Genomic DNA, 24,317 nt, shown 5'->3' with positions numbered 1-24,317 from the left:
GAGTGTCACGTCTAGCCTCCCTGTACGGCGGTGACGATTTCGATGTCGTCGCCTGGCATGAGGGCCGTTGCGGCCCACTGGCTTCTTGGCACGATGACGGCGTTTCGGGCGACCGCGACGCCGAGGCGCTTCCCGTCCGTTGGCTGTCCGTCGTAGCCAATCCGGCGGCCGGTGATCTCCCCCACTAGGTCGGTGACGGTCTCGCCGAGCATCAGCGTCCGGGCCGAGCCGTTGACCATGATCACGGCAGGTGGGGATTCAGTCATGGACGGACTCCTTCGGGGTGCGGTGAAGACGAGGTGGCGGGTGAAAAGCGGTCGGGGCGGAAGCGATCCCAGCGGGCATCGGCCGTGCCGTCGAGCAGGTGCAGGCAGTGCTCAGCCGCGATGGGGGTAAGGAGCACACCGTGGCGGAAGAATCCGGTGGCTATGATCAGGCCCGGGATGTCGTCGGGTGGGTGCCCTGGGCCGCTGGCGACCCGTCCGAGCAGCGGCGCGTTGTCCGGCGTCCCCGGGCGGGCGCGGGCGATCACTTCGATGAGTTCGAGCTCGGCGACCGCCGGCACGAGCACCTGGGCATCCCGCAGGAGCTGATAGATGCCGCGGGCCGATACCGCGGCGGATCCGTCTTCTCGTTGGGTGGCACCGAGAACCACCGTTCCGTCGTCGCGCGGAACGAGGTAGACAGGTACTCCGCGGACGAGGCCGCGGATGGTGGCGGTGACGAGCGGCCGAAGGTGTTCTGGAACGCGCAGCCGAAGGATGTCTCCGTACACCGGGCGCAGCGGCAGGGTCAGCCGGTCGGGCAGTCCGCTCAGCTGCCTGGCAGCCAAGCCGTTGGCGACGATGACCTCACCGGCCGCCACTGTGGAGCCATCCGCCAGGATCACCCCGGTGACGCGGGAGGTGGCATCCGCCGGATTCTCGTGCAGCAGCCCGGCGGCATTCTGCCGGATCGAGTGGTCGTGGGTCCAGCCCTGCCGGGCGGCGGTCAGGCCGATCGAGGATTGGAGCTGTGCGGCCAGCCGTCGGGGGTCGACCTGGTGGTCCTGGTCGATGGTGAATGCGCCGGACAGCTGTGGGCTGAGCAAGGGCTCGAGGGCGCGGGCTTCGCGGATGGTGAGCGGCTGCACCGCCAGGCCGTGCCTCTGCTGTACTTCACGCAGGTCGGCCAGCGATCGCCGGTCGGCCGCATCCGCCCCGACGGTGATCGTCTGGGTGGTCAGGTACCCGGCGTCGATGGTCCTCGCCCCCAGCGACTCCACGAATGCGGGGTACAACGCCGCTGAGGCCAGCGTCAACGTGAGGAGGTCCTCCTCCTGGTAGTGCAGTTCGCTAACCGGAGCAAGCATGCCTGCGGCGGCATGCGTCGCTCCCCTGGCGGGTTCCGGGTCGACAACGGCGACCGTGCGGCCGGACTGCGTCGCGGTCCAAGCGATCCCCAGCCCGACGATTCCCGCGCCGATGACAACAACATCCACGCCGCGCTCAGCCACGGGACCATTCCATTCCGACCAGTGTCCGAAGTGGTACCGGCTGCCCCGAACCGCCTTTATTGTTGGTCAGATGGACCATGATCACGCCCGGCTGTACCTGTGCACCGATGCCCGGACGGAGCGCGGCGATTTCGCCGAGTTCCTGGATGCAGCCTTCGCCGGTGGCGTGGACATCATCCAGCTCAGGGACAAGGCCATCGAAGCTGCCGAAGAACTGGAACTCCTCGGCATCCTTCGTGATGCCGCGGAGCGCCACGGACGACTCTGGGCCGTCAACGATCGGGCCGATATCGCCGCACTCTCCGAAGCCCCGGTTTTCCACATCGGCCAGAAGGACCTGCCTCTGTCCTCTGCCCGTCGGCTGCTCGGCGACACGGTCGCGATCGGCCTTTCTAGCCACACGCCGGGACAGATCGATGCCGCTCTGGCCGCCGAGACGCTGGACTACTTCTGTGTTGGTCCCCTCTGGGCGACACCGACCAAACCCGGACGGGCTGCGGTCGGCCTGGAGTTGGCCAAGTACGCGATGGAGCGGATCGCCGCGACCGGAAGGGTCCTGCCGTGGTATGCCATCGGCGGCATTGACCTGACGAACATCGAGCAGGTTGTGGCGGCTGGCGCGAGCCGGGTTGTTGTGGTGCGCGCGATCACCGAGGCGGACGACCCGATGGATGCCGCGCAGCGGCTCCTGGCCCACCTGCCCCCGCTGGGTTAGCCGGCCTTCCCTGCCTGCAGCACCGCCGGGACCGGCGATGCTCAGCACCCGGGGTGTGGCGCTTAACTCAAGGCCTAGGGCGTGCGTTGCCATGTTCGATATCCCTTCGCTAGTGCTCACTAGACAGGTTCAACGGGTATTCATCTCCGCTCCCCCATCCGGCGGAGCACCTCGTGTCCGAATGCTCCACGTGATGCGCCATCACGTGAGGGGACCCAAGTGGACAGACGTTTAGATCGCCCGGATGGGAAGGTAAACCGAACTGCCCAGCCGAGCGAATTCCGCAGACTTGTCGGCCATGCCCGCGTCAATGGCCTCCGCACTCGTGAGGCCGTTCTCTTCGGCGTACGCCCGGACATCCGCTGAGATGCGCATGGAACAGAATTTCGGCCCGCACATGGAACAGAAGTGGGCGGTTTTCGCCGGCTCAGCGGGCATGGTTTCGTCATGGAAACTGCGGGCCGTGTCGGGATCGAGGGACAAGGCGAACTGGTCGTTCCAGCGGAATTCAAACCGGGCCAGGCTGAGCGCATCGTCTCGTTCCTGTGCACGCGGATGCTGTTTGGCCAGGTCCGCAGAATGGGCCGCGATCTTGTAGGTAATCACCCCCGTTTTCACATCGTCGCGGTTCGGCAGCCCGAGGTGTTCTTTCGGTGTGACGTAGCAGAGCATCGCCGTGCCAGCTTGGGCGATGATGGCCGCACCGATCGCGGAGGTGATGTGATCGTAGGCTGGTGCGATGTCGGTGGCGAGCGGGCCGAGCGTGTAGAACGGGGCTTCTTCGCAGAGTTCCTCCTCCAGCCGCACGTTCTCCACGATCTTGTGCATGGGCACGTGCCCGGGGCCTTCAATCATGACCTGAACGCCGTGAGACTTGGCGACCTTGGTCAGCTCGCCCAGGGTTCGCAACTCCGCGAACTGGGCCTCGTCGTTCGCGTCGGCGATGGACCCTGGACGCAGGCCGTCACCGAGTGAGAAGGTGACATCGTAGCGGCGCAGAATCTCACAGAGCTCGACGAAGTGGGTGTAAAGAAAGCTCTCCTCATGGTGCGCGAGGCACCAGGCCGCCATAATCGACCCGCCGCGGGACACGATCCCGGTGACACGTTTAGCCGTCAGTGGCACGTACCGGAGGAGAACCCCGGCGTGCACGGTCATGTAATCGACACCCTGCTCGCACTGCTCGATCACGGTGTCGCGGTAGATCTCCCAGGTCAGGGCGGTCGGATCACCCTTCACCTTTTCCAGGGCTTGGTAGATAGGGACCGTCCCGACGGGGATGGGCGAATTCCGCAGGATCCATTCTCTGGTCAGGTGGATGTCCTTGCCCGTTGACAGGTCCATCAGGGTATCCGCGCCCCACCTGGCCGCCCAGACCATCTTCTCGACCTCCTCCGCGACGGATGAAGTGACCGCTGAGCTGCCGATATTTGCGTTGATCTTCACCGCGAACGCCTTACCGATGATCATCGGCTCGCTCTCCGGATGTCGGTGGTTCGCCGGGATAACCGCGCGACCGCGGGCGACCTCATCGCGCACGAGTTCGACCGGCAGGCCTTCCCTCGCAGCGATGTACGCCATCTCGGGGGTGACGATGCCAGCCCGCGCCCAGACCAGCTGGGTCGCGGCCCCATCGATCGGTGCAGGCCGGTCCCAGTCGTTCCTGGTCTTCGGCAATCCGGCATCCACATCGATCATGACGCTCTCGTCGGTGTACGGACCCGACGTATCATAGAGGTCGAAGTGGTCACCATTGCTGAGATTCACCCGGCGCACGGGCGTAGTCATGCCGGGGAAACCGGCAACCGTTTCGTACCTCTTCGTGCTGCCCCAGATGGCCCCCGTGGTGACCGCGGACAGAGGTGTAGCGTCGATTGTGCTCATTCGGCAGATCTCCCTACGCCGGCATTACCCGGACAGGTTCAACGGTCGACGGCCCTAGCCGTCCTCTCAGCTCGCTGGTGCGAGCTCCCGTGGTTAGTTATTGACAACCCCACTCTAACCGGAATTAGGCATCGGTGGAGTAGCAGGTGACCTACTGGCCGATGGTTCGTTGTCTTTTGGGCGAGGCTGTCGAGAGATCGGCTTCGATGGCGCAGCCGAGCTATGCGTCACGTCGATCCTCAATCTGGGCACGAATCACATCAACCAACTCCGCCGGTTCACAACGGTCAGTTGTTGCATCAAGCTCGTCCACCGTCCACCAGCGGTGCTCGAGAACATCCACATGCTCATCATCGGTCCACAGTGCGTCAGACGGCACGAAAGCATCTGTGACAGCCCTGTAGAACACGGCATGACCAGTGTCATGGTCGGCAGCATCCCACTCGACGTCGAAATCGTGCGACCACACGGGTTCGCCGAGATCGGGCAGCACGAGCCCCGTCTCTTCCTGAAGTTCACGCACAGCCGCCTCGTAGTGCGACTCCCCCGGATCCACGCCGCCACCGGGCGTCAACCAGCGCGCGATACCGCTCGTATCAGGCGCCTTCGTGAGAAAGAGCAAGAAACGCTGATCACGATCGAACAGCAGCACACGGCTGGTAGCCCGGTTCACCGGCATCCGCAGTTCGTTACTTGTTGAGGAAGTCTGAGACATCGCCGACGTAACGCGTGTTGTTCTCGGGGATCGGCTCGACAGCAGCCGACGCAACCTCAGCGGCGAACTCGCTCACGTTGTACAGGCGGCCAGCAGCCTCCTTGCGAGCCTCGATTGCACCAGGGTTAGCGCGCTGCAGCAAAGTAGCCGTGATGGTTCCTTCGATCATGTCGCCTGAGACAACCACAAAGCTGATGCCCTTAGCCGCGAGCTCTGGGATCAACTCGCGCAGAGCATCCTCGCCGGCACGCTTGCTGAGAGCAACCGGCACATACTCGGGCATCGTCTCAACAGTGCGGATGAAGTGCGCTTGGTGGCTCGTCACGAATACAACACGCGATCCCTCGTGCAGCAGCGGCAACATCGCCGTCAAGAAGTTGACCTGAGCGTCACGGTTGAGCTGCATGGCGTAATCCTCAGCCATGCCACCCTCCATGCCACCGGATGCGTTCAGTACCAAAATTTCTAGGCCACCGAACTCAGCGTTCACAGTGTCGAACAGTGCCGTAACGGTTTCGGGATCGGTGAGGTCGGCGCCAATAGCGATCGCTGAACCGTCAGTCTCATTGAGCTGTGCAACCAGCTTGAGGGCGCGAGCCTCCTTGTTGCGGTAATTGATCGCAACGCGTGCGCCAGCCTGCGCAAAGTACGCGGCAGTGTCGGCACCAATCCCCCGCGATGAGCCAGTAATGAGCGCGCGTACGCCGTCGAGCGAGTGGGCTGCCAGAGGATTCGAATTTTCGCTATTCACCCTGCAACTTTAGCGGTCGAAGCCGCGCCGTGCAGTGATCTAAGTGCTAGCGTCGGGAGTGAAGATTTGTCGAACAGCGCAACGATGAAGGGCGCAGCACAATGCTCATTGATCTAACCGATTACTTGTGGATCCTGTGGCTTGCCCTTGTCGTGCTGTTCATAGTGATCGAAGTGCTCACTCTCGAGTTCACATTCCTCATGATCGCCGCAGGAACACTCATCGGTGGCCTCGGCGCCAATTTGCTCGGCTGGCCGTGGTGGCTCCAGGTTGCCCTTGCCGCTGCCTTCTCGGGTCTGCTCATCTTCACCATCAGACCTGTGCTGCTGATGAACCTCGAAAAGGGCTCAGATCCGGCTAAGAGCAACGTCGACGCACTCTACGAACTCGGCGGACGCGTTACCGGCGCATTCGCGAACGGCGTTGGCGAAGTCAAGCTCGACAACGGAGAGACGTGGACCGCTCGCATCGACGACCGCTCCCCCGCATCCGCCATCCCGGTCGGCAAACGCGTAGCTGTTGCGGCGATCGAAGGCGCGATCGCTGTGGTTGTTCCTGAACCCGCTGCTGCTACCGTCCAGCCCAAGGACCCGAAGCATCCCGCAGCCGAACCCCGCACCACCAAACCTCGAGCGACTACAAAGTCGCCGCGAAAGGAAGAAAAGTGATTGATCCCGCTGGTTTTATAGGCCAGATCTTCGTGGTGATACTCCTCGTTGTACTCGCCATATTTGTGATCGTGACCCTGTTCCGTGCGATTCGCATTGTTCCGCAAGCTCGCGCAGGAGTCGTTGAGCGCCTCGGAAAGTACCGCAAGACTCTGCTGCCCGGACTCAACATCCTGGTGCCATTTATCGACCGGATGCTGCCGCTCATCGACCTTCGCGAACAAGTTGTTTCGTTCCCTCCGCAGCCAGTAATCACCGAAGACAACCTCGTCGTTTCCATCGACACAGTCGTCTTCTTCCAGGTAACGGATGCTCGCGCCGCGACCTACGAGATCGGCAACTACTTGGGAGCTGTCGAGCAGCTCACCACCACCACGCTGCGAAACGTCGTTGGTGGTCTCAACCTCGAACAGGCGCTCACGAGCCGCGACAACATCAACACGCAACTTCGTGTCGTACTTGATGAAGCGACCGGTAAGTGGGGCATCCGCGTAGGCCGGGTTGAGCTCAAAGCGATTGACCCGCCCCTCTCGATCCAAGACTCGATGGAGAAGCAGATGCGTGCCGAGCGTGACCGCCGTGCACAGATTCTTACCGCCGAGGGAACCAAACAGGCCGCGATTCTCGAAGCCGAAGGTTCACGTCAGGCCTCCATCCTCGAAGCTGAAGGTCAGGCAAAGGCTGCTGTGCTCCGTGCAGACGGTGAAGCCGCAGCGATCAGGACCGTCTTCGCCGCCATTCACGAAGGCGATGCTGACCCGAAGCTGCTTGCGTATGAATACCTGCAAACGCTGCCTAAGCTTGCCAACGGTGATTCCAACAAGATGTGGATCATTCCGTCTGAACTGACGGAAGCACTCAAAGGCATTGGTGAGGGATTCTTTAGTGGCAAAGGACCAGTCGCGCGCTAGCGGCAACTCGTCGTACCTCTCCCCTGCAAGTCCCCGCGTGTTCGCGCACCGGGGGCTTGCGGTCGATGTACCCGAAAATACAATGCTCGCTTTCGCGAAGGCAGTAGCAATCGGAGCTCAATACATTGAGACGGATGTGCACGCGAGCCTCGACGGTCTGGCTGTCGTCGCGCATGACCCCAGCCTCACTCGCGTCGCAGGCCGAGACCTCAAGGTCGAGCAACTCACTATGGCGGAGCTGCGACGAATCGACCTCGGCGACGGTCAAGGGTTCTGCTCGCTCTCCGATGCCCTCGATGCCTTCCCCGAGACACGATTCAACATCGATGTGAAGTCCCGCGGGGCCGTGTCGCCCACAGTTCGCGCCATCCGAGATCTTTCAGCGACAGAGCGCGTACTGGTGACCTCATTTGATGAGAAACGTCGCGCAGCGACCGTCGAACAGCTGCCCGGGGTGGCAAGTTCGGCATCCGCCCGACGTTTCTTAGTAGCGCTGCTCAGCGCCAAGACAGGCATTTCGCCGGCAACGCGCCGCGCGCTCAGCGGCCTCGTCGCCATCCAAGTGCCCGAGAAGGCGCTAGGGTTGCGGGTGACCACTCAGCGGATGATTCACCGTGTGCACGCTCTCGGACTCGAGATGCATGTGTGGACGATCAATGAACCGCAGCGAATGCGTCACTTGCTCGATTTGGGAGTCGATGGAATCGTCACCGATCGAGCAGATCTAGCCCTCGAAGTAGTGGACTCGCGCTCCTAACCAGGCAGTGCATAATCCACGTCTCAGCAGCGAAATCGTTGTCAAAGACTGACAACTCGCTGTGAACACTGCGCGCTTGGAAGCATTCGTTCAGCAAGAGGGTCTATTACTTGTAGAAACCGCGAATTGAAGGAGGCCACACGATGGCAGATCGCAGCTTGCGCGGCATGAGACTTGGAACCCAGAGCCTACAGAGCGAAGAGGGTGTCGAGTTTTCCCCGCGGAAAAAGAGCACATATAAGGCAGCCGACGGCAACACGTTCGAAGTGATGTTTTCGTCCGACGCCGAGGTGCCCCAGCAGTGGCACGATGCCAAGACTGGTCAGGAGGGAACACTCCTCGATAGCGAAGGCGAACTCGTCGAACTCGATCTCGTGGACGTCAAGACCCCCCGTAGTCATTGGGACATGCTCCTTGAGCGTCGCACGCGTCCCGAACTAGAAGAGCTTCTTCAGGAACGTCTCGACTTCCTGCGGGCCCGTCGCGGTCAGCAGAAGATCGGCGCCTAACGGCGTACTGTTTTCAGGGTCGCCGATAGCCCCCAGGCGGTGACCCTGAGCAGTGCCTCTGCAACAATTCCTGCATGCATTTTCGACCGGCCCGTTGAACGCTCAACGAATGTGATCGGATGCTCTACCACTCGGTAGCCTGCACGTTCTAAGTTCCAAGCCAGCTCCACTTGGAAGCAGTAACCCTGCGATGAGACTCCTTCAAGGCCAAGCTCTTTTAGCGCGCTCGCACGGAACACCCGGTAGCCGGCCGTGAGATCTTGGATGTGTGACCCGAGCACCATGCGCGCATAGGCATTGCCTGCTCGCGAAACGCTGTGCCGAAACCACGGCCAATTCTTTACCGAGCCGCCATCTACCCAGCGAGACCCGATGACGAGATCGTTTCCGGCTTTGGCCAGCTTCATCATGGCAGGCAGCTCGGTGGGGTCGTGCGAGCCATCCGCATCAATCTCGACAATGTAGTCATAGCCATGGTTGAGCGCGTGCGCAAAGCCTGCAAGATAGGCCTTACCTAGGCCTTCCTTCTTCCCCCGGTGCAACACTGATACGCCAGGATCTGCCGCTGCGAGTTCGTCGGCCCGCTCCCCTGTGCCGTCTGGGCTTGAGTCGTCGACGACCAACACGTGTGCACGAGGAACGGCCTGCCGAAGCTTGCCGACAATCGACGAAATGTTCTCGATCTCGTTGTACGTGGGGACGATCACCACGACGTTAGGCACTCTTCCTCCGACCGGCGAGTGCCGCGACGACGAGCGCGCCGAGTCCAATTCCTGACACGAGCCATTCAATCTCACGACCCCAGAAAACGGCCGGCGTGATGGTGCTACTCAACGGAACATCCTCGATCATCGCTGCCGCGGTATACCAGGGCACCTCAGCGATCGTTGTTCCATCGGGCGCGATGATCGCGCTCAGACCGACAGTAGAGATGTTGACAACGCTGCGACCGAGCTCAAGGGCGCGGATTCGCGCCATGGCCAACTGCTGGGCGCTTTCATCGGTGCGGCCGAAATCAGCGTTGTTCGATGAGGCGATGATGAGCTGTGCACCCTGCTCAACTGACTCGGTGAGAATTTGATCATCCACGATATCAAAGCAGATGTTCACACCCACGGTGACACCGTTGATATCAAACACCATGTCAGTAGTTCCTGGAGTGTAATCGCGGCCGATGAGTCCGATGAGGTCAGGCGCAAACTGCGACCAGAAATCCCGGTTCGGAACATATTCGCCAAACGGAACGGGATGGCGCTTGTCATAGATATCTGCGACGCCCTCCCCCGGCATCCAGAGAAGTTGACTGTTGTAAATGTTGCCGTCACGTTCAGTGATGTCTCCGGAAATCAAAGGTGCACCGGCGCGTTCAGCGACATAGTCAAAAGCGGATGCCGCATAGCTGTTGTTCAGCGGCGAGATGTCGGTGCCGCCTTCAGGCCAGACGACGAGATCGAGATCTTCGCCGTAGAGAGGTTCAGTTGCCTCGAGTTGTGCGTTGAGAAGGTCGCCGCGATCCCGCTTATCGAAATAACCCGCCTTGCCGTTGCCCTGCACGGCACCAATCCGCAACGACCCTTCGGGCGCTGAAGCCCATGCTGGAGTGTTGACGAGAAGCGTGAAAACGGCAACAGGAACGAATGCCGTGCGCAGTGCTCGAGAAACATGCTGTGACCGCTTGTCTAGGGGAAGTTCGCGGTAACGCGACCATAAATATTCGAGTGCTGCCAGAGCGAGGGCGACAACGAGCACCATGATAAAGCTGACACCAGAGATCCCGAGCCACGCGAAAAGCGTGGCAAGCGGACTCTCGGACTGAGAGAGCGCAACTCGGCCCCACGCGAATCCACCATACGGCCACACGCTCGCCCACGCTTCTCGTGCCGTCCACAAGCCGGCGACAACGAATGCTAGACCGATCGTGGAGCCCCACCCCGTGCCGAACGCGCGCGGCAGCCATCGGTAGGCCAAGGTAATCGCGAGAGTCCCCACAGCGAAAAACATCGCTTCGAGAATTGACAAGGCAGACATCGGCACAGGCCCCAAGAAGAGCGATGCCCACTGAATATGCGTGAAATAGAATGCTGCGCCGGCAAGGAACCCGACGAGCAGAGAGCTACCGACACTTCGCCCCCTCGCAGCGATAAGAACGAGGGCAATGCCGAGGAAGGTAAGCGGCCAGATATCTTTGTCAGGGAATCCGGCATCCAGCACCGGGCCTGAGGCGAGTGCAGTAACTACTGCGGCCCAGAGGGGCAGCACGGCAACGGGTTTGTGGAACATCACTTGTTGAGCCTAAGCGACAGAACTGTAAGCGACGATTCCGCGCCGGATGCCGTCGAGAGCTTTGCGCGCCGTGCGACCGACGTCGCCATCGGCAACTACTGAGAGCTGATCGAGAAGATCAATCGCCTGCTTTGTTGAGCGCACAAAATCGCCAGCAGCCATGTCGGCCAGATCGAGCACCGAGTCGAGGTTGGCGCCGTTCGCCCAGCGGTACATCGCGAGCGAAAGCCCGGTTGCGAGCGGTTGGCTGCCCGGCAGACGGTTGTCCCGTTCAAGATCGTCGAGCTGTGCCCACAGAGTGGACGTCTTATCGAAGGCTTCGCGGAACGGGCCACGAGGAAGATAACGGTCGCTGAGGTCACCCTCATCGCGTCGGGGTTCATAGACGAGAGTGGTTGCCATCGCCGCCATCGACGCGGCATCCAAATCTTTCCAGAAACCGTGACGAAGACATTCAGCCACGAGCAGGTCGCGTTCGCCATAAATGCGACGAAGAATTCGGCCATGCTCGTTGATTGTCATCTCTCCGTTAGCACCGGGTTCGATGTAGTTGAGCTGAGTAAGAACATCGGTAACCCGATCGAAAATCTTAGCGACGGCACCGGTGCGGTTCTGAATCTGACGGCTCAGCTGATCTGTCTCGCGCTTAAGCCGCCACCACCGCTCGGCCCAGCGAGCATGAGACTCACGCTCGGGGCACGCATGGCAATCGTGTTTGCGCATCTGGCTACGGAGACTTGCGAGCTTGCGCTGGCGTCGCTCCCGATCGGCCCGCTGGTTCGGATCGTTCTTTGGTGATGTCTTGCGCTCGAGGTCGTTCAACTCACGGCGGATACGCGAGTACTCAGCAAAGTTGCCCAGATGGCACTGCATCGACTTCTCATAGCCCTCAAGCGAGTTCTTCTGAGACCGAACCTTGCGCGCCAAGTCGACAACTGCGCGGTCTGCTTGGAACTGCGCGAAGCTCGACTCCAAGATTTCGCGAGTGTGTTCCCGACCGAAGAGTTCGATCAGGTTCACCGCCATGTTGTAGGTCGGCTTGAAGCTTGAATTGAGCGGATAGGTACGGCGCGACGCAAGAGAGGCCACCGCTTGTGGATCCAAACCATCAACCCACTGGATGACCGAATGGCCCTCGATATCGATACCGCGACGGCCCGCACGACCCGTGAGCTGGGTGTACTCACCCGGGGTGATCGGAACTCGAGCTTCACCATTGAACTTCTCGAGCTTCTCAAGCACAACGGTGCGCGCCGGCATGTTGATGCCCAACGCAAGGGTTTCCGTGGCAAACACGGCCTTCACAAGCTTCTTCTGGAAAAGCTCCTCAACGACCTCTTTGAAGGCGGGCAGCATGCCGGCATGATGGGCAGCAACACCGCGCTCGAGCCCGTTCAGCCACTCCCAATAGCCAAGCACGGCAAGATCTTCGTCGAGTAATGTGCGGCAACGTGCCTCCACGATTTCGCGGATCTCATCACGCTCCTGGACAGTCGTGAGGCGAACACCGGCACGAAGAACCTGGTTCACAGCTTGATCACAGCCCATGCGACTGAAAATGAAGAAAATCGCGGGCACCAGGTTTTTGGAAGAGAGCATCGCGACGACATCCGCGCGGTCCATTCTGGTGCGTGCGGGTCGACCGCCGCGTGATTCGTACCGCCCGCTGTTCTTGCGGTTGCGAACACTCTGGCTGCGTCCACCCAAACGAGCCATTTGAACGAGCTCGGGGTTCACTCGGTTCGTTGCCGCGAGCCCAGAGGAGTCGAAAAGATCGACAAGTTTGCTGCTGACGAGAACATGCTGCTCTAGAGGCACAGGGCGCTCCTCTGAGACGATAACTTCCGTATCGCCTCGTACGGCTTGCAGCCAGTCGCCAAACTCCTCAGCGTTCGATACTGTCGCGCTCAGCGAGACCATGTGAACATCTTCGGGAAGGTGGATGATCACCTCTTCCCAGACAGCACCGCGGAAGCGATCGCCCAAGAAGTGGACCTCATCCATCACAACGGTGCTGAGATTGCGCAACAAATCAGATTTGGCGTAGAGCATGTTCCGCAGCACTTCGGTCGTCATAACGACGATCCGCGCGCTTGCATTAACGTTGGTGTCGCCCGTCAGAAGACCGACGTTTTCGGCGCCGTACTCGGTGACCAGTTCTTGGAACTTCTGGTTGCTGAGCGCCTTCATCGGCGCGGTGTAAAAGACCTTCGGGCCGTCGAGCTGCATCGCCCGATAGATCGCGAACTCGGCGATGATCGTCTTGCCTGCGCCCGTAGGCGCTGCGACCAAGACGCTCTTGTCGTCTTCGACCACCTGGCAGGCCGAGATCTGGAACTCGTCAAGATCAAAACGCTGGCTGGCACGAAAAGCTTCAAGCACGGGGTAACCGCGACGCTTCTTCGCCGCAGCGAAACGTTCGGCGGGAGACAGATCAGTCATTAGCTACAGCCTAAACGGTGGCGGCATAGGCGGGTGCAGCATGCGCGGATTCAGCCTAGGCGTCGGCGCCCAGGTCGGCATCGATCCTCGCGGCGCGTTTAGCCGCTCGTCGATCGTGGAGCCAGGCGATAAACGCGGCAATGAAGTAGAGCACAATCATGGGGATCGCGAGCAAGAACATCGAGATGACATCTGCGGCTGGTGTGGCGATTGCAGTGAAGACGGTTATCGTCAGAATTGCAATTCGCCAACCTTTGAGGATCGCCTGTGCCGACAGCACACCCACCAGGTTCAACAGAACGACAAATACGGGCATAACGAACGCGATTCCGACTGCGAGTAACAACTTCACTATGAAGTCGTAGTAGTACTTCGCGTTGAGGTTCGAGAGATCTTGATCGCCGGCGAATCCCAGCATCAGAGTGATGATATTGGGCATGACATACCAGCCCGCTGCACAACCGGCGAGAAAAAGTGGAATCGCTGTCGCAAGAAAACCGATCGCGTATTGCTTTTCTTTGCGTACGAGCCCCGGTACGAGAAACACCCAGACCTGATAGAGCCAGATCGGACTTGCGGCAACAATCGCCACAGTAAAGGCGATCTGTATGCGGATATCAAACGCTTGCGTGACAGCGTCGTAGTTGAGGGCTGCTCCTCGCCCCGTCGACTCAGCAATGTTCGTAATTGGAGCACGCAAAGCGCTAATGAAGAAGTCAGCAAAAATGAATCCCGCGACCGCGGTGACCAGAATCGCGATCGCCGAAATGAACAGCCTTTTCTTGAGTTCTACGAGATGTTCGCCGAGCGACATCCGTTCGTCACCCTTAGAACGCCACCTCTCGGCGCGCACTGCCATACGCGGTTAGGGCTTAGGAGGCGTGTTGCTATTCGAATCCGCCGAATCGTCGTTCACGGAATCGGAACTGTTCTCGTCTTTCATCGTCTTAACCTCGCTGCGGAAAATACGCATTGACTGGCCAATACTGCGCGCAAGCCCGGGAAGTTTCGGTGCACCAAAAAGCAGCAGGATAACGACCAAAAGAATGATCAGGTGCCAACCGCTGAGAGCATTGCCGAACATGGAAACTTCCTTAAATATCGAAGGCTACGTTAGCCAATCATACCCAGCTTCGCGTTGAACTGCCGGACAGTCTTCGGCTAGTCGCGCGGGGTACGGTCTGTAACGAACTCAACTGGAAACCAACGATGAGGGTGTTCGCCGAAACCGAGCAGCACGTACTCAGAACGGCTGGCACGCTTCGGGTGGTACAGAACTACAGCAGGCCTCTTGAGCAACTCGGAATCTCCCGCACTCACCAAGGCCTTCACCGCTACTCGTTCGTAGCCGGAGTTGTCCGTGTAGCGTACCGCGATGCGGGGGGTGCGACGGCCACGACGGTAGAGGCTGCTCGTTCCCGACGTTTGGGCTCCAGTTGCGAGCAAAAGCGCCCTGATCGATCGCCGGCGCAACCGTGTTGCTGTCCACAGCAGCGCTAGGAGCAGTAAGCCAGCGGCCACAAGCCAGCCCACCTACGACCAGCCCTCTGGCCACAGGGTGGTGCTCGCGTCGCGTTTAGTGAGGCGTTTCGCACGCTCAATACGGCGCTCGTGACGCGCAAGCTTCAGCTCGAGGCGCCGATCCCGTTGTGACTTATGCTTTGCCCGAATCTCACTCAGTTCGGCAAGAACAGCAATCTGCGGTTGAGAGAGTTCCACAGTGTCCACATCGAGCACTGACGTCTTATCGGCTAGCGCCGAGAGTTCGTGCATGAGCGCAAGTGCCTTGCGGAAAAGGGTGAACGCAAGGAGCGCAAGCACAACTAATAGCGCGAGCACGAGGCCCACCCAGATAAGAAGCCATCCCCACCACTCGATCACTGCAGTACCTCCGGCAATTCCGCATAGCGGTCAGTACCGAAGCGAGCCCACTGTGCCACCGCATCACGAGCTTCGGCAGGCGCGACTACGGTAACAACCCCCGAGAGTCCGGCGATGAGCCGCTTGAGACCGTGAAAATGCGGAACACGAACCGTAGTGCGCACGCGGTCGCCTGTCGCGACCAACCGGGCACTCTCAGCCACATAATCGCCCAACAACGGGATCGCGCTCTCGACAACATCGATAGTGACCTCGAAGTCTTCCGGCGACGCATCAAACAGCGTTTCAGGAAGGCTCACATCGGCTGTCGTATGCGTGATCGGCTCCGATGTCATCGTGGGGCTGGAGATGCGGTCGAGGCGGAACGTTCGTACGTCTTCGCGAGAGTGACACCAGCCGCGCACGTACCAATCGGCATCCACCGACTCAACGCGCAATGGATCAATGCGGCGACGCTCCGACTCCCCCCGCGAATTGCGGTAGACGAACTCAATTTGGGTGCCAGCGGCAACCGACTCGCGAATCAGGGCAAGAGTTTCATCGAGATCGCTCGACTCGACGCCCATAGCGGTCGGTTGAGCGGATGCCCCACGTGAGAGTTTCGACATCAGCGTCGCAATCGCGGCGCGATCAGCGTGCTCGGGCAGACCCGAGAGGTACTGCAGCCCTGCAATCAGAGCGGATGCTTCACGAGCAGAGAACCGGGGCGAATCATCGATCGCGACCATGTGGGTAAGCACGATCTGGTCGTTGTCTTCGAAGTCATCCCAGGCGATATCAAACAGGTCGCTGTCTTGATAGGTGGCCGTTTCGCCAGGAATTCCCGACACCGCAATCAGTCGCACGGCATCCCGAATCTGCTGCTCAGGAACGCCAAAGTGCGCGGCTGCCTCAGACACGCTCACACGGTCGTGATCCATCAAATAGGGAACAAGTGCGAGCAAATAGACCAGCTTGTCCTGAGCGCGCAGTGGTTGAACTTTCTTAGCCATGGTTTGCCGCCGTTCTCGTCAAGCGCTCAATGACCGCGGCACGCAGCACCGGAGGGGAAACCACAAGCACCTCAGGCCCAAAACTCGCCAGCTCATCAGCAAAAATGTTGAGGTCGGTGAAGTGCAGTTCAAGATCGGTAGTCGGACTCGCCGTTGCTCCGCGACGTTTGCTCAAACGGGTTGCTGCGTCGGTGCCCGGCTCGACGCGCACTACAGCAACATTGGATTGCCACACGGCCTCCAACTCTGCCAGGGCGCGTGCCGCGGCATCCACTGTCGAATCGTCGAAAGGCTTTTTGCTCGCCCGCACCGTACTGACGATGCGGCGAAGCAGGAACGTCTTGAAACGATCCGTAGCGGGATCCTTTGCGTAGAGATGCCACCGGCCCTGATGCTGCACAAGCGCGAGAGGAGCAACAGAGCGCTGGGTGGATGCCTGCTCCCCCGGCTTGAGGTAGTCGAACGTCACCAGTACCCGCTTGTCGAGCGCTGAGCGCAACGGCTCAAATGACTGCTCGCGTACCCGCAACTGCGGTGCGTAACTGAGCACGGGTTCGGCAGTAGCAATGCCAAGCGAACGCAGCTTGACCATTGCGCGTCGAGACTCTTCAGACAGCGAACCCTCGCGCCACACCATCGCAGCGAGCCCGAGTAGTGTCGACTCCTCAGCAGAAAAGCTAATGTCTTCGGGGAGTTCGTAGTCGACGCGCGGGATGCGGTAACGCAGGTTGTGATTGTTGCCAGCCTGCTCAGGAGACTCGATCGTCTCCAGCGGCACCCCAAGTTCGCGAACATCATCTTTATCACGCTCGAACTGGCGCGCAAGGTTCGAGTTATCGCCGGAGTGTACGAAGCGCTGACGGTATCCCTGCACGGTCGACAAGATTTCGCTCTTCGTCAGCCCCGCCTCCGACGACAGTAAGGCTAATACCAAGCTAAACAGTCGTTCCTCGTTGGGAACTTTGGGTACTGGCACGAGTCAAATCCTATGTCTCTGACACCCGGCCGTGTCGTAGTTGAACGATTACTGCTCTTGGATTCCCAGAATGTCGAAGACGAATACCAGCGTTGATCCGCTGGTCACGCCATCGGGCTCACTTCCTTGAGCGAATCCCACATCAGGGGGAAGCACAATAAGAACCTGCGAACCAACGGTCTGCCCGACGAGAGCTTCGGCAAGCCCGGGCGGAAGCCCACGCTCAGAAGTTTCACTGCTCTCAACAAGGTAGGTCCCGGGAACTCCGGCATCTTCCCAGCTATTCATGAACGTCGTGTCGGCATTCCACTCGATGCCGCTCGCGTGCATGACGGCAAGGTCGCCTTCGGCCACAGTCTCGCCAGAGCCAGCCTTGAGTGTTGCAACCTTGAGCTCGGCGGGAGCATCAGCGCCGGGGAAAGTGAAACCTGGCTGACCGTTCGGGGCGAGCACTACAGCAGGAAGCCCAGCGGGCGGAACCTGGTTGGCGCCATCCGCCTTGCCCGGGTAGCGGCTCTCAACATCGCTGACCATGACGATGGTGTCGTCATCGGCTAGAGGAAGCTGATTCTGAGCGATGTTCTCCGAGCCCAAGATGTCGCCTGCTGTTCCGACTGTCACGATGCGTGATCCAACAGTGGAGCACTGCGCAATCTCACCGAAGTGGGGTGCACGCTCAGTAACAGGAACGCGCAATCCGGCATTGTCATGCCCGGTAGAAATAAGCTGCTCGCCGGTTTCTCCGTTGTAGATCGTGATCTGCAGCGAGGCAACGTCGCCATTGCCGAGTTGCTCGCCATCGCCAACCGTGACTGTCTCGCTCTCGACACTGTCTGCGATGAGCGGTGTGGGGAACTCGGCCTCAGGGTCAGCGCTGAGATCGCCTTCGGCGCTCACAAGAGCAGAGTTACTGCCGGATGAGTAAAGAGGCGAACACGCCGCCAAGTCGAATGGAATATTGGCGCAACCGGACACCGAAAAAACGACTCCGGCGCTCAACGCCACCACTGCAAACTTGCGCACAAACACTCTTTTCTTCGACACAGACATCGCCAACACTCTACCGGTCAGAAGACGCGGCCTCTGCCGCAGCCTTCGCTTCACGTGCAGTCTTTCGCAGGCGCTTCGCGCTGGCATTGCGTTCTCCAAGTGCTCCAGGCGTCCAGATTTCGACATCCTCGTCGCTGAAATCTGTCTTCGATGCACGGCGCTTGAGCTCAGGCAGTACCGAACCGGGCGCCAATCGGCGCGCAGTCATCAAGAAGCCGGTGTGAGCAACCATGCGGTGGTCGGGGCGCACAGCGAGTCCCTCAACATGCCAGCCGCGCACTATTGTTTCGCTAGAGTCAGGCTCGGTGAACCGTCCTGTCGCACGGATAGCCTCGGCAACACGCGACAACTGGGTCACAGTGGCGATGTAGCAGAGCAAGACACCACCGGGGGTCAGTGCAGTTGCGCACTCCTCGATGCACTCCCACGGCGCGAGCATGTCAAGCACCACACGATCGACGGAACCAGGCTCCACGGATGCCGGGAGCTGTTCCTGCAAGTCGCCGACAGTAACCGACCAGTTGTCCGGCTTCGCGCCGAGGAACGCCTCAACGTTTGACCGGGCAATCTCAGAGAACTCTTCGCGGCGCTCGAATGAACTCAACTGACCGCTAGGCCCGATAGCGCGCAATAGCCACAGCGACAGTGCACCGGAACCGACGCCAGCCTCGACGACGTGAGCGCCAGGAAAAATATCTGCCTGACCGATGATTTGTGCTGCGTCTTTCGGGTAGATGATTGCCGCGCCGCGCGGCATCGACATGACGAAGTCGGTGAGCAGCGGGCGCATCGCCAAGTATTCGATGCCGTTTGAGCAGATGACGACACTGGCATCCGGAACACCGATGATCACGTCGTGGCTCAGTACGCCGCGGTGCGTGTGGAACGCTCCCCCGGGCTCGAGCGTGACGGTGTTCAGTCGGCCTTTTGGCCCGGTGAGTTGTACTCGGTCACCTACGCGGAATTCACCGCTCTGTCGTCGAAATACGTCGCTCATCGAGTGGATACCTTTGCATGAAGTTCTGACAGATGTTCTAAAGTGCGCCCGGCAAGAGTGGGCCAGAGTGCGTGAGTCTGCTCTTCGGGGATCTCGACCATAAAGGGAACGCCCACCACTGTTGCTCCTGCGCTGAACGCTGAGGTCGCGCCGGGAGGTGAATCCTCAATGGCGACACAGTCGGCGATCTTTACGCTGAGGGCAGTAGCCCCCACATGGTAAGGCTGCGGATGCGGCTTCGGGTTCTCAACGTCGTCTCCCGAGATCACAGCGTCGAAACCAAGGAAACCGAGGTTATCGACGACGTGATGCGCCATACGGCTAATCGACATCGTGACCAACGCGGTAGGGATGCTTGCTTCGCGCAGCTCAAGCAGCAACTCACGGGCACCCGGACGCCAGGGGATGCCCGATTCCCGCAGTCGGGTCATCACACGATCAGTGAGGCGATCGACGATGGTCTGCTCATCCAACTCAACGCCTTTGGCTTGCATGGCGCGTGCTGAATTGAATAGACCACTGCCGACAACAGCCATAGCGTCATCATGGGTCCACTCACCACCGAACGACTCGACGAGGTCGACCTCGGCAGAAATCCAGTACGGTTCAGAGTTTATGAGGGTGCCATCCATATCCCAGAGGACGGCAGCCGGAGTGGAGTGAGTCACAACGGACCATCGTAGTTCTATCCTTGAGTAAGTGACATTCGTGGCACTCGACCAAAAGGAGACCAGTGACTAACACCCCATTCACGAACGGACGACTCTTGGTCGTCGCCTTCGAGGGGTGGAATGACGCCGGAGAGGCGGCCAGTGGTGCCGTCAGATCCCTCAAGGAACAGCTGGACGTCTACCCCATCGCCGAAGTCGATCCCGAAGACTATTTCGACTACCAGTTCAACCGGCCCGTCGTAGCTCACGATGACGACGGTGACCGTTCACTGACGTGGCCATCGGTCACCATTTACGGCCCCTCGCGCCCTAATTCTGTGCGCCCTGAAAGCATTGCCGCCGACGCAGAGTTGCAGTTGAGCGCCAACAACCAGTCAAACATCTACCTGCTTTTGGGTACTGAGCCATCCCGGTCGTGGAGAGCGTTCACGAGACACATCCTTGAGACCATCGTTGACAACGGCATCACGTCGATCGTATTTCTTGGTGCAATGCTCGCCGATGTTCCGCACACTCGACCGATCTCGGTCTTCACCTCAAGCGAAAACCCCGGAGTGCGCACCGCTCTCGATATTGAGCGCAGCAACTACGAGGGCCCCGTAGGCATCCTCTCTGTATTGGGTCAGGCTGCCGAGTTGGCCGGAATCACGACAATGTCGATCTGGGCATCCGTTCCTCACTACGTGCACAACGCGCCATCGCCCAAAGCAACCCTGGCGATCATCGACAAGCTTGAAGAAATTGTGGATGTCGTGATTCCCCGTGGCGACCTCGTGAGCGAGGCCACCGATTGGGAAACCGGTATCGACGCGCTCGCCGGTGAAGACGAGGACATGTCGTCATACATCGAACAGTTGGAACGGGCGCGCGACACCGTCGACTCCCCCGAGGCCAGCGGCGAGGCTATTGCTCAGGAGTTTGAGAAATATCTGCGTCGTGGCGACGACAAGCCAGATCAGGGTTCAGCAGGCGATGAGCCCTGGCGGGGCAAAGACTAGCCACGCGTTTGTGGCCTGTTAGACCGGCTGAATCACATTGAGCGACAACAGCATGAACAGCGTTGCGCCCAGAAGTATGCGGTAGATCACGAACGGCATGAACGAACGCTTCTCGATGTAGCGCATCAGAGCCGCGATCACGACGTAACCAACGACGAACGCGATCACTGTTGCGAGCGCGGTTTCGGCGTAGGTGAATACCCGAGCCGTCTCGCCGAAGCTGTGTACGAGTTCGTAGAGCCCGCTGCCAAAGACTGCGGGGATGGCGAGCAGGAAGCCGAAGCGCGCTGCAGCCGGGCGGGTATAGCCGAGGGCGAGGCCAGCCGTCATGGTGGAGCCCGAACGCGAAACGCCGGGGACGAGCGCCAACACTTGTGCGAGCCCGATCGTGATGCCGTGGCTGTACTTCATCTCATCGAGCGCGCGGGTGCGCTTGCCCAGGTAGTCGGCGATTCCCAAGATGATGCCGAACACGATCAGCACGGTCGCTACCAACCAGAGCGAACGGAAGGTCGACCGGATGTACTCCTGCGCGAAGTAGCCAACAAGCACGATGGGGATGGTGCCGATGATGACGAGCCAGCCGAGCCGAACATCCGGATGATTCTTGTCAACTACCTCATGGTGTGCCCCGCTGGGCTTACGGAACTGTTGAAACCAGCGACTTAGGATACGCGCGATGTCTTTGCGGAAGTAGAGGATGACCGCGAGCTCAGTACCTATCTGGGTAATTGCGGTGAATGTCGCGCCAGGGTCGCTCGCAGACGGCAAAAACTCGCCCATGATGCGCAAATGGGCGCTCGACGAGATCGGAAGAAACTCGGTGAGGCCCTGAACAAGCCCCAAAATAATGGCCTCGATAAACCCCATGGAGCGCTCCCGATCAGCAGAAAATTAGTACTTGAGAAGCAGGTCTCCCAAGACCTGCCTGCCAAAGACTAGTGCGTCTAACGGCACTCGTTCGTCAACGCCGTGGAACATGCCGGGAAAGTCGATCTCAGGAGGCAACTGCAAGGGCGCGAAGCCATAGCCGGTGATGTCGAGGCGCTTGAGAGCTTTGTTGTCGGTACCGCCGGACATCAGGTACGGCAACACAGGAGCTCCGGGATCGAAGACATTGAGGCTGCCGATCATCGCGTCAACCAACGGACCGTCAAAACTCGTTTCGAGACCGATATCGCGGTGCATGATTTCGATCTCGATCTCATCGGGAAGCAGCGCACGCACCTGAGCCAGAACCTCATCCTCTTCACCGGGAAGGGTGCGGATGTCGACGAGCGCTTCGGCGATGTCAGGAATCACGTTGTGCTTATAGCCGGCCTTCAACAGTGTCGGATTGCTTGTCGTGCGCAAGGTGGCTTGCAAGAAGCCAGATGCGGTGCCGGTAGCGAGGATGAGCTCGTCTGGCCCAACCTCTTCTGGGTCAATCTTGAGGATGCGTGACAGCTCGGAGATGAGCAAAGTCGTTGTGTCGGTGAGCCGTACTGGCCACTCTTGGCGGCCCAAGATTGCTACAGCTTCGGCAAGTTTGGTGACGGCGTTGTTGCTGATCACTCGCGAGCCGTGTGCGGCCATGCCGCGGGCGGTGAGCTTGATCCAGACGAGAGCTTTCTCGCCGGTCTGAAGTAGGTAGGCGCGCTGGCCCTGGAGGTCTACCGAATATCCGCCGACTTCACTGATAGCTTCGGTAGCGCCAGCGAAAACGTCGGAGTGGTGGTCAACCATGAAGTGCGAACCGAACTCTCCACCATTCTCCTCGTCGGAGAAGAACGCGATGATGAGGTCGCGTGCGGGGCGCTTTCCGGCTCCCAAGATGTCGCCGAGAGCGGTGATGATCATGGCATCCATGTTCTTCATGTCTACGGCGCCGCGGCCCCACAGCAGGCCATCGCGTATCTCTCCCCCGAACGGATCAACTGACCAGTTCTTGGGATCCGCGGGCACAACATCGGTGTGGCCGTGCAAGATCAACGCTGGGCGTTCTTTCGCGTGGGGTGCTGATGACTCGGTGTCGTAGCTGCCCTCGACGCGGGCAACAACTGTGGTGCGACCTGTGGCGGCATCAAAATACTGGGTGGTGAGACCTATCTCTTCAAGGAGTGCACCCAAATATTCGGCGGCCTCAGTTTCACCGTTGGAGCGCCCCTCACCGTAGTTCGTGGTGTCGAGGCGGATGAGATCTTGCGCGATTTGAGCGGTGCGCTCGAGAGAAGGCTCAGAAGTCATAAGGCCACGCTAGCCGTCTGACCGGGAAATTTCTGTATGCCACGGTCTGCTCGTAGAGCTGTGAACAACGGCGATCAGCGGATGCGTGTTTTCGCTCTCGAATTTGGTGCTATTCTCGTATCTCGGCGGTGCTCTTGTAGCGCCGCTGATGCGCGCGGATGGCGGAATTGGTAGACGCGCTAGCTTGAGGTGCTAGTGCCCGTAAGGGCGTGGGGGTTCAAGTCCCCCTTCGCGCACAGTTGTCCTGTCTCAGGACATCGTGAATGGCTGAACCCCGGGTTTCGGGGGTTCAGCCGTTTTTCGTTGGGGCTGGTAGCGCTGTTTTGAGTCGGCGCAAGGATTCGTGCGGTGACCTCCGGTCCGGTCTGGTTCGGAGACGACCTTCCACCAACCCCCGGTGATGGAGACGATGAACAACCGATTTCGACACCCTGTAACGGGCTGCGACTTGCCTGTAAGAGAGCCCTTCGCTGACGACAGCCAGAATTCAAGACCTTGGGTTTACTCATCCTCAGAACACTGCCCGCAGACCGTTCACGATGTCCTGAAACCACACACCCTTTCGCACACAGCGAATGATTCGGACTTACGAAGCGGTAGTTGAGAAATTAGGTCGGCAGGTCGTTTTATACGGCTGGCGGCCTTTCCGTTCCCGGGAGTCCCGTGTCTCCGAGATCATTGGCTGTCTTTGGTGGCTGTAAGTTCTCTGGGATTCGCTACTGACTATTTGCGAACGATGTATCGTTGAGTATCGGCAGGGCCGCTCGTGCCCCGCATCCACAGAGTGGAGGATCAGCATGAACAACTCATTCGGAACCGGTGGCCGCAACTCTCGCCGCCCGTTCGCAGACGCATTCGACCACGCAGGGCAAGGCCTGTGGGACGCCTTCGACAACGTGCGCTCAGAGTTCGAGCGCCGAGTAGCACCGCGCATGGGCCGCGGCGATGTGCGCGTCGCCATCCTTTCCCTTCTGGCCGAAGAATCAATGCACGGCTACCAAATCATCCATGAGATCGAAAAGCGCAGTAACGGCGCTTGGAAGCCCAGCCCCGGCTCGGTTTACCCCACACTTCAAATGCTCGCCGACGAAGGTCTCATCGAAGCGCATGAGGCCGACGGTAAGAAGACCTACACACTGACTGAGAAAGGTCACGACGAGGTCAAGTCGAGCCGCCCAGCTCCGTGGCAAGACTCTGAGCCACGCGACTCGTCACGACCAACGGCACTCCCCCACGCTGCAGCCAAACTGGCTGAAGCCGTGATCCCGATCATGCGCAATGGCAACCCTGAGCAGGTAGACGAGGCCATCACAGTTGTTGATGATGCGCGTCGTAAGCTTTACGCAATCCTCGCTCAAGACTGATTGGATGTCGCCGCACCGTCGGCACTAGGGAG

Annotated in this window: 26 protein-coding genes, 1 tRNA gene and 1 riboswitch; of the genes, 8 read left to right on the top strand and 19 right to left on the bottom strand. The window is 59.8% G+C overall.

The genetic code is table 11. The annotated features are described in order from the left end of the window. Positions 1-11 precede the first annotated feature (11 nt). Together thiS and thiO are read right to left on the bottom strand one after the other, a co-directional pair. Complete coding sequence (thiS, locus tag ACTJJW_RS03405; protein ID WP_462642687.1) at positions 12-266, bottom strand: sulfur carrier protein ThiS; 255 nt, start codon at positions 264-266, stop codon at positions 12-14. After that, positions 263-1,495 carry a glycine oxidase ThiO gene (thiO, locus tag ACTJJW_RS03400; RefSeq protein ID WP_462642686.1) on the bottom strand — a complete coding sequence of 411 codons (1,233 nt, stop codon included), beginning with the start codon at positions 1,493-1,495 and terminating at the stop codon, positions 263-265. The genes thiS and thiO overlap by 4 nt, the downstream gene beginning before the upstream one ends. Before the next feature lie 70 nt (positions 1,496-1,565). Between thiO and thiE the strand changes: the two genes are divergently transcribed. Then, complete coding sequence (gene thiE / locus ACTJJW_RS03395; protein ID WP_462642685.1) at positions 1,566-2,210, top strand: thiamine phosphate synthase; 645 nt, start codon at positions 1,566-1,568, stop codon at positions 2,208-2,210. A 231-nt stretch (positions 2,211-2,441) separates the two neighbouring features. Here thiE and thiC read toward each other — a convergent pair whose 3' ends face one another. The 3 genes from thiC to ACTJJW_RS03380 all read right to left on the bottom strand — a co-directional run bounded on the left by thiC (position 2,442) and on the right by ACTJJW_RS03380 (position 5,560). Next, the gene (gene thiC, locus ACTJJW_RS03390) at positions 2,442-4,094 is read right to left on the bottom strand and encodes a phosphomethylpyrimidine synthase ThiC (RefSeq protein WP_462642684.1); all 1,653 of its coding nucleotides are present in this window, start codon (positions 4,092-4,094) and stop codon (positions 2,442-2,444) included. Beyond that, positions 4,088-4,195, bottom strand: a riboswitch (TPP riboswitch). It overlaps the preceding gene by 7 nt. Before the next feature lie 119 nt (positions 4,196-4,314). Then, positions 4,315-4,809, bottom strand: coding sequence for an NUDIX hydrolase (locus tag ACTJJW_RS03385; RefSeq protein WP_462642682.1), 495 nt, complete (start codon positions 4,807-4,809; stop codon positions 4,315-4,317). Then, complete coding sequence (locus tag ACTJJW_RS03380; protein WP_462642681.1) at positions 4,784-5,560, bottom strand: SDR family oxidoreductase; 777 nt, start codon at positions 5,558-5,560, stop codon at positions 4,784-4,786. The genes ACTJJW_RS03385 and ACTJJW_RS03380 overlap by 26 nt, the downstream gene beginning before the upstream one ends. Before the next feature lie 101 nt (positions 5,561-5,661). Between ACTJJW_RS03380 and ACTJJW_RS03375 the strand changes: the two genes are divergently transcribed. From ACTJJW_RS03375 to ACTJJW_RS03360, 4 genes are all read left to right on the top strand, one after another. Next, positions 5,662-6,228: an NfeD family protein gene (locus ACTJJW_RS03375; protein WP_462642680.1), complete on the top strand. Its 567-nt coding sequence runs from the start codon at positions 5,662-5,664 to the stop codon at positions 6,226-6,228. Then, a complete protein-coding gene (locus ACTJJW_RS03370; RefSeq protein ID WP_462642678.1) occupies positions 6,225-7,139 on the top strand; it encodes an SPFH domain-containing protein in 915 nt (304 codons plus the stop codon). Before ACTJJW_RS03375 ends, ACTJJW_RS03370 begins: the two co-directional genes overlap by 4 nt. Further along, positions 7,114-7,896: a glycerophosphodiester phosphodiesterase family protein gene (locus ACTJJW_RS03365; protein WP_462642677.1), complete on the top strand. Its 783-nt coding sequence runs from the start codon at positions 7,114-7,116 to the stop codon at positions 7,894-7,896. Before ACTJJW_RS03370 ends, ACTJJW_RS03365 begins: the two co-directional genes overlap by 26 nt. A gap of 143 nt (positions 7,897-8,039) precedes the next feature. Further along, entirely contained in the window at positions 8,040-8,405 is a 366-nt protein-coding gene (locus ACTJJW_RS03360; protein WP_341951958.1) for an RNA polymerase-binding protein RbpA, read from the top strand. Here ACTJJW_RS03360 and ACTJJW_RS03355 read toward each other — a convergent pair. The 12 genes from ACTJJW_RS03355 to ACTJJW_RS03300 form a co-directional block, all read right to left on the bottom strand. Further along, positions 8,402-9,127: a polyprenol monophosphomannose synthase gene (locus ACTJJW_RS03355; protein WP_462642675.1), complete on the bottom strand. Its 726-nt coding sequence runs from the start codon at positions 9,125-9,127 to the stop codon at positions 8,402-8,404. The two genes, ACTJJW_RS03360 and ACTJJW_RS03355, sit on opposite strands and share 4 nt — an antisense overlap. Continuing rightward, a complete protein-coding gene (gene lnt / locus ACTJJW_RS03350; RefSeq protein WP_462642889.1) occupies positions 9,120-10,685 on the bottom strand; it encodes an apolipoprotein N-acyltransferase in 1,566 nt (521 codons plus the stop codon). The genes ACTJJW_RS03355 and lnt overlap by 8 nt, the downstream gene beginning before the upstream one ends. A gap of 12 nt (positions 10,686-10,697) precedes the next feature. Next, positions 10,698-13,130, bottom strand: coding sequence for a DEAD/DEAH box helicase (locus ACTJJW_RS03345; protein ID WP_462642674.1), 2,433 nt, complete (start codon positions 13,128-13,130; stop codon positions 10,698-10,700). A 55-nt stretch (positions 13,131-13,185) separates the two neighbouring features. Next, complete coding sequence (gene tatC, locus ACTJJW_RS03340; RefSeq protein WP_462642888.1) at positions 13,186-13,944, bottom strand: twin-arginine translocase subunit TatC; 759 nt, start codon at positions 13,942-13,944, stop codon at positions 13,186-13,188. 51 nt (positions 13,945-13,995) lie between these two features. Continuing rightward, the gene (gene tatA, locus ACTJJW_RS03335; RefSeq protein ID WP_462642673.1) at positions 13,996-14,214 is read right to left on the bottom strand and encodes a Sec-independent protein translocase subunit TatA; all 219 of its coding nucleotides are present in this window, start codon (positions 14,212-14,214) and stop codon (positions 13,996-13,998) included. A 77-nt stretch (positions 14,215-14,291) separates the two neighbouring features. Continuing rightward, complete coding sequence (locus ACTJJW_RS03330; protein WP_462642672.1) at positions 14,292-14,651, bottom strand: hypothetical protein; 360 nt, start codon at positions 14,649-14,651, stop codon at positions 14,292-14,294. A gap of 12 nt (positions 14,652-14,663) precedes the next feature. Continuing rightward, positions 14,664-15,011 carry a hypothetical protein gene (locus tag ACTJJW_RS03325; RefSeq protein WP_462642671.1) on the bottom strand — a complete coding sequence of 116 codons (348 nt, stop codon included), beginning with the start codon at positions 15,009-15,011 and terminating at the stop codon, positions 14,664-14,666. Then, positions 15,008-16,003, bottom strand: coding sequence for a helix-turn-helix transcriptional regulator (locus tag ACTJJW_RS03320; protein WP_462642670.1), 996 nt, complete (start codon positions 16,001-16,003; stop codon positions 15,008-15,010). The genes ACTJJW_RS03325 and ACTJJW_RS03320 overlap by 4 nt, the downstream gene beginning before the upstream one ends. Beyond that, the gene (locus tag ACTJJW_RS03315; RefSeq protein ID WP_462642669.1) at positions 15,996-16,979 is read right to left on the bottom strand and encodes a helix-turn-helix transcriptional regulator; all 984 of its coding nucleotides are present in this window, start codon (positions 16,977-16,979) and stop codon (positions 15,996-15,998) included. Before ACTJJW_RS03315 ends, ACTJJW_RS03320 begins: the two co-directional genes overlap by 8 nt. Positions 16,980-17,027: 48 nt before the next feature. Further along, positions 17,028-18,029 (bottom strand): FKBP-type peptidyl-prolyl cis-trans isomerase, encoded by a 1,002-nt coding sequence (locus ACTJJW_RS03310; RefSeq protein ID WP_462642668.1) that lies wholly within the window; start codon positions 18,027-18,029, stop codon positions 17,028-17,030. A 10-nt stretch (positions 18,030-18,039) separates the two neighbouring features. Continuing rightward, on the bottom strand, positions 18,040-19,026 hold the full coding sequence (locus ACTJJW_RS03305; protein ID WP_462642667.1) for a tRNA (adenine-N1)-methyltransferase: 987 nt from the start codon (positions 19,024-19,026) through the stop codon (positions 18,040-18,042). Further along, complete coding sequence (locus ACTJJW_RS03300) at positions 19,023-19,694, bottom strand: HAD family hydrolase (RefSeq protein WP_462642665.1); 672 nt, start codon at positions 19,692-19,694, stop codon at positions 19,023-19,025. Before ACTJJW_RS03300 ends, ACTJJW_RS03305 begins: the two co-directional genes overlap by 4 nt. Before the next feature lie 65 nt (positions 19,695-19,759). On the opposite strand from ACTJJW_RS03300, the gene ACTJJW_RS03295 reads away from it, so the two are divergent. Then, on the top strand, positions 19,760-20,695 hold the full coding sequence (locus ACTJJW_RS03295; RefSeq protein WP_462642663.1) for a proteasome assembly chaperone family protein: 936 nt from the start codon (positions 19,760-19,762) through the stop codon (positions 20,693-20,695). 18 nt (positions 20,696-20,713) lie between these two features. Here the strand turns inward: ACTJJW_RS03295 and ACTJJW_RS03290 are convergent, their stop codons facing one another. Both ACTJJW_RS03290 and ACTJJW_RS03285 read right to left on the bottom strand, forming a co-directional pair. Then, a complete protein-coding gene (locus ACTJJW_RS03290) occupies positions 20,714-21,565 on the bottom strand; it encodes an undecaprenyl-diphosphate phosphatase (protein WP_462642662.1) in 852 nt (283 codons plus the stop codon). Positions 21,566-21,589: 24 nt separating this feature from the next. Beyond that, positions 21,590-22,921: a M20/M25/M40 family metallo-hydrolase gene (locus ACTJJW_RS03285; protein WP_462642661.1), complete on the bottom strand. Its 1,332-nt coding sequence runs from the start codon at positions 22,919-22,921 to the stop codon at positions 21,590-21,592. Between the two features lie 152 nt (positions 22,922-23,073). On the opposite strand from ACTJJW_RS03285, the gene ACTJJW_RS03280 reads away from it, so the two are divergent. Together ACTJJW_RS03280 and ACTJJW_RS03275 are read left to right on the top strand one after the other, a co-directional pair. Then, positions 23,074-23,157, top strand: a tRNA-Leu gene (locus ACTJJW_RS03280). 561 nt (positions 23,158-23,718) lie between these two features. Beyond that, the gene (locus ACTJJW_RS03275) at positions 23,719-24,285 is read left to right on the top strand and encodes a PadR family transcriptional regulator (RefSeq protein ID WP_462642660.1); all 567 of its coding nucleotides are present in this window, start codon (positions 23,719-23,721) and stop codon (positions 24,283-24,285) included. Positions 24,286-24,317: the final 32 nt, after the last annotated feature.

The organism is Rhodoglobus galactosidasius (assembly GCF_054957775.1).
This window is presented reverse-complemented; position numbering and strand designations above follow the sequence as displayed.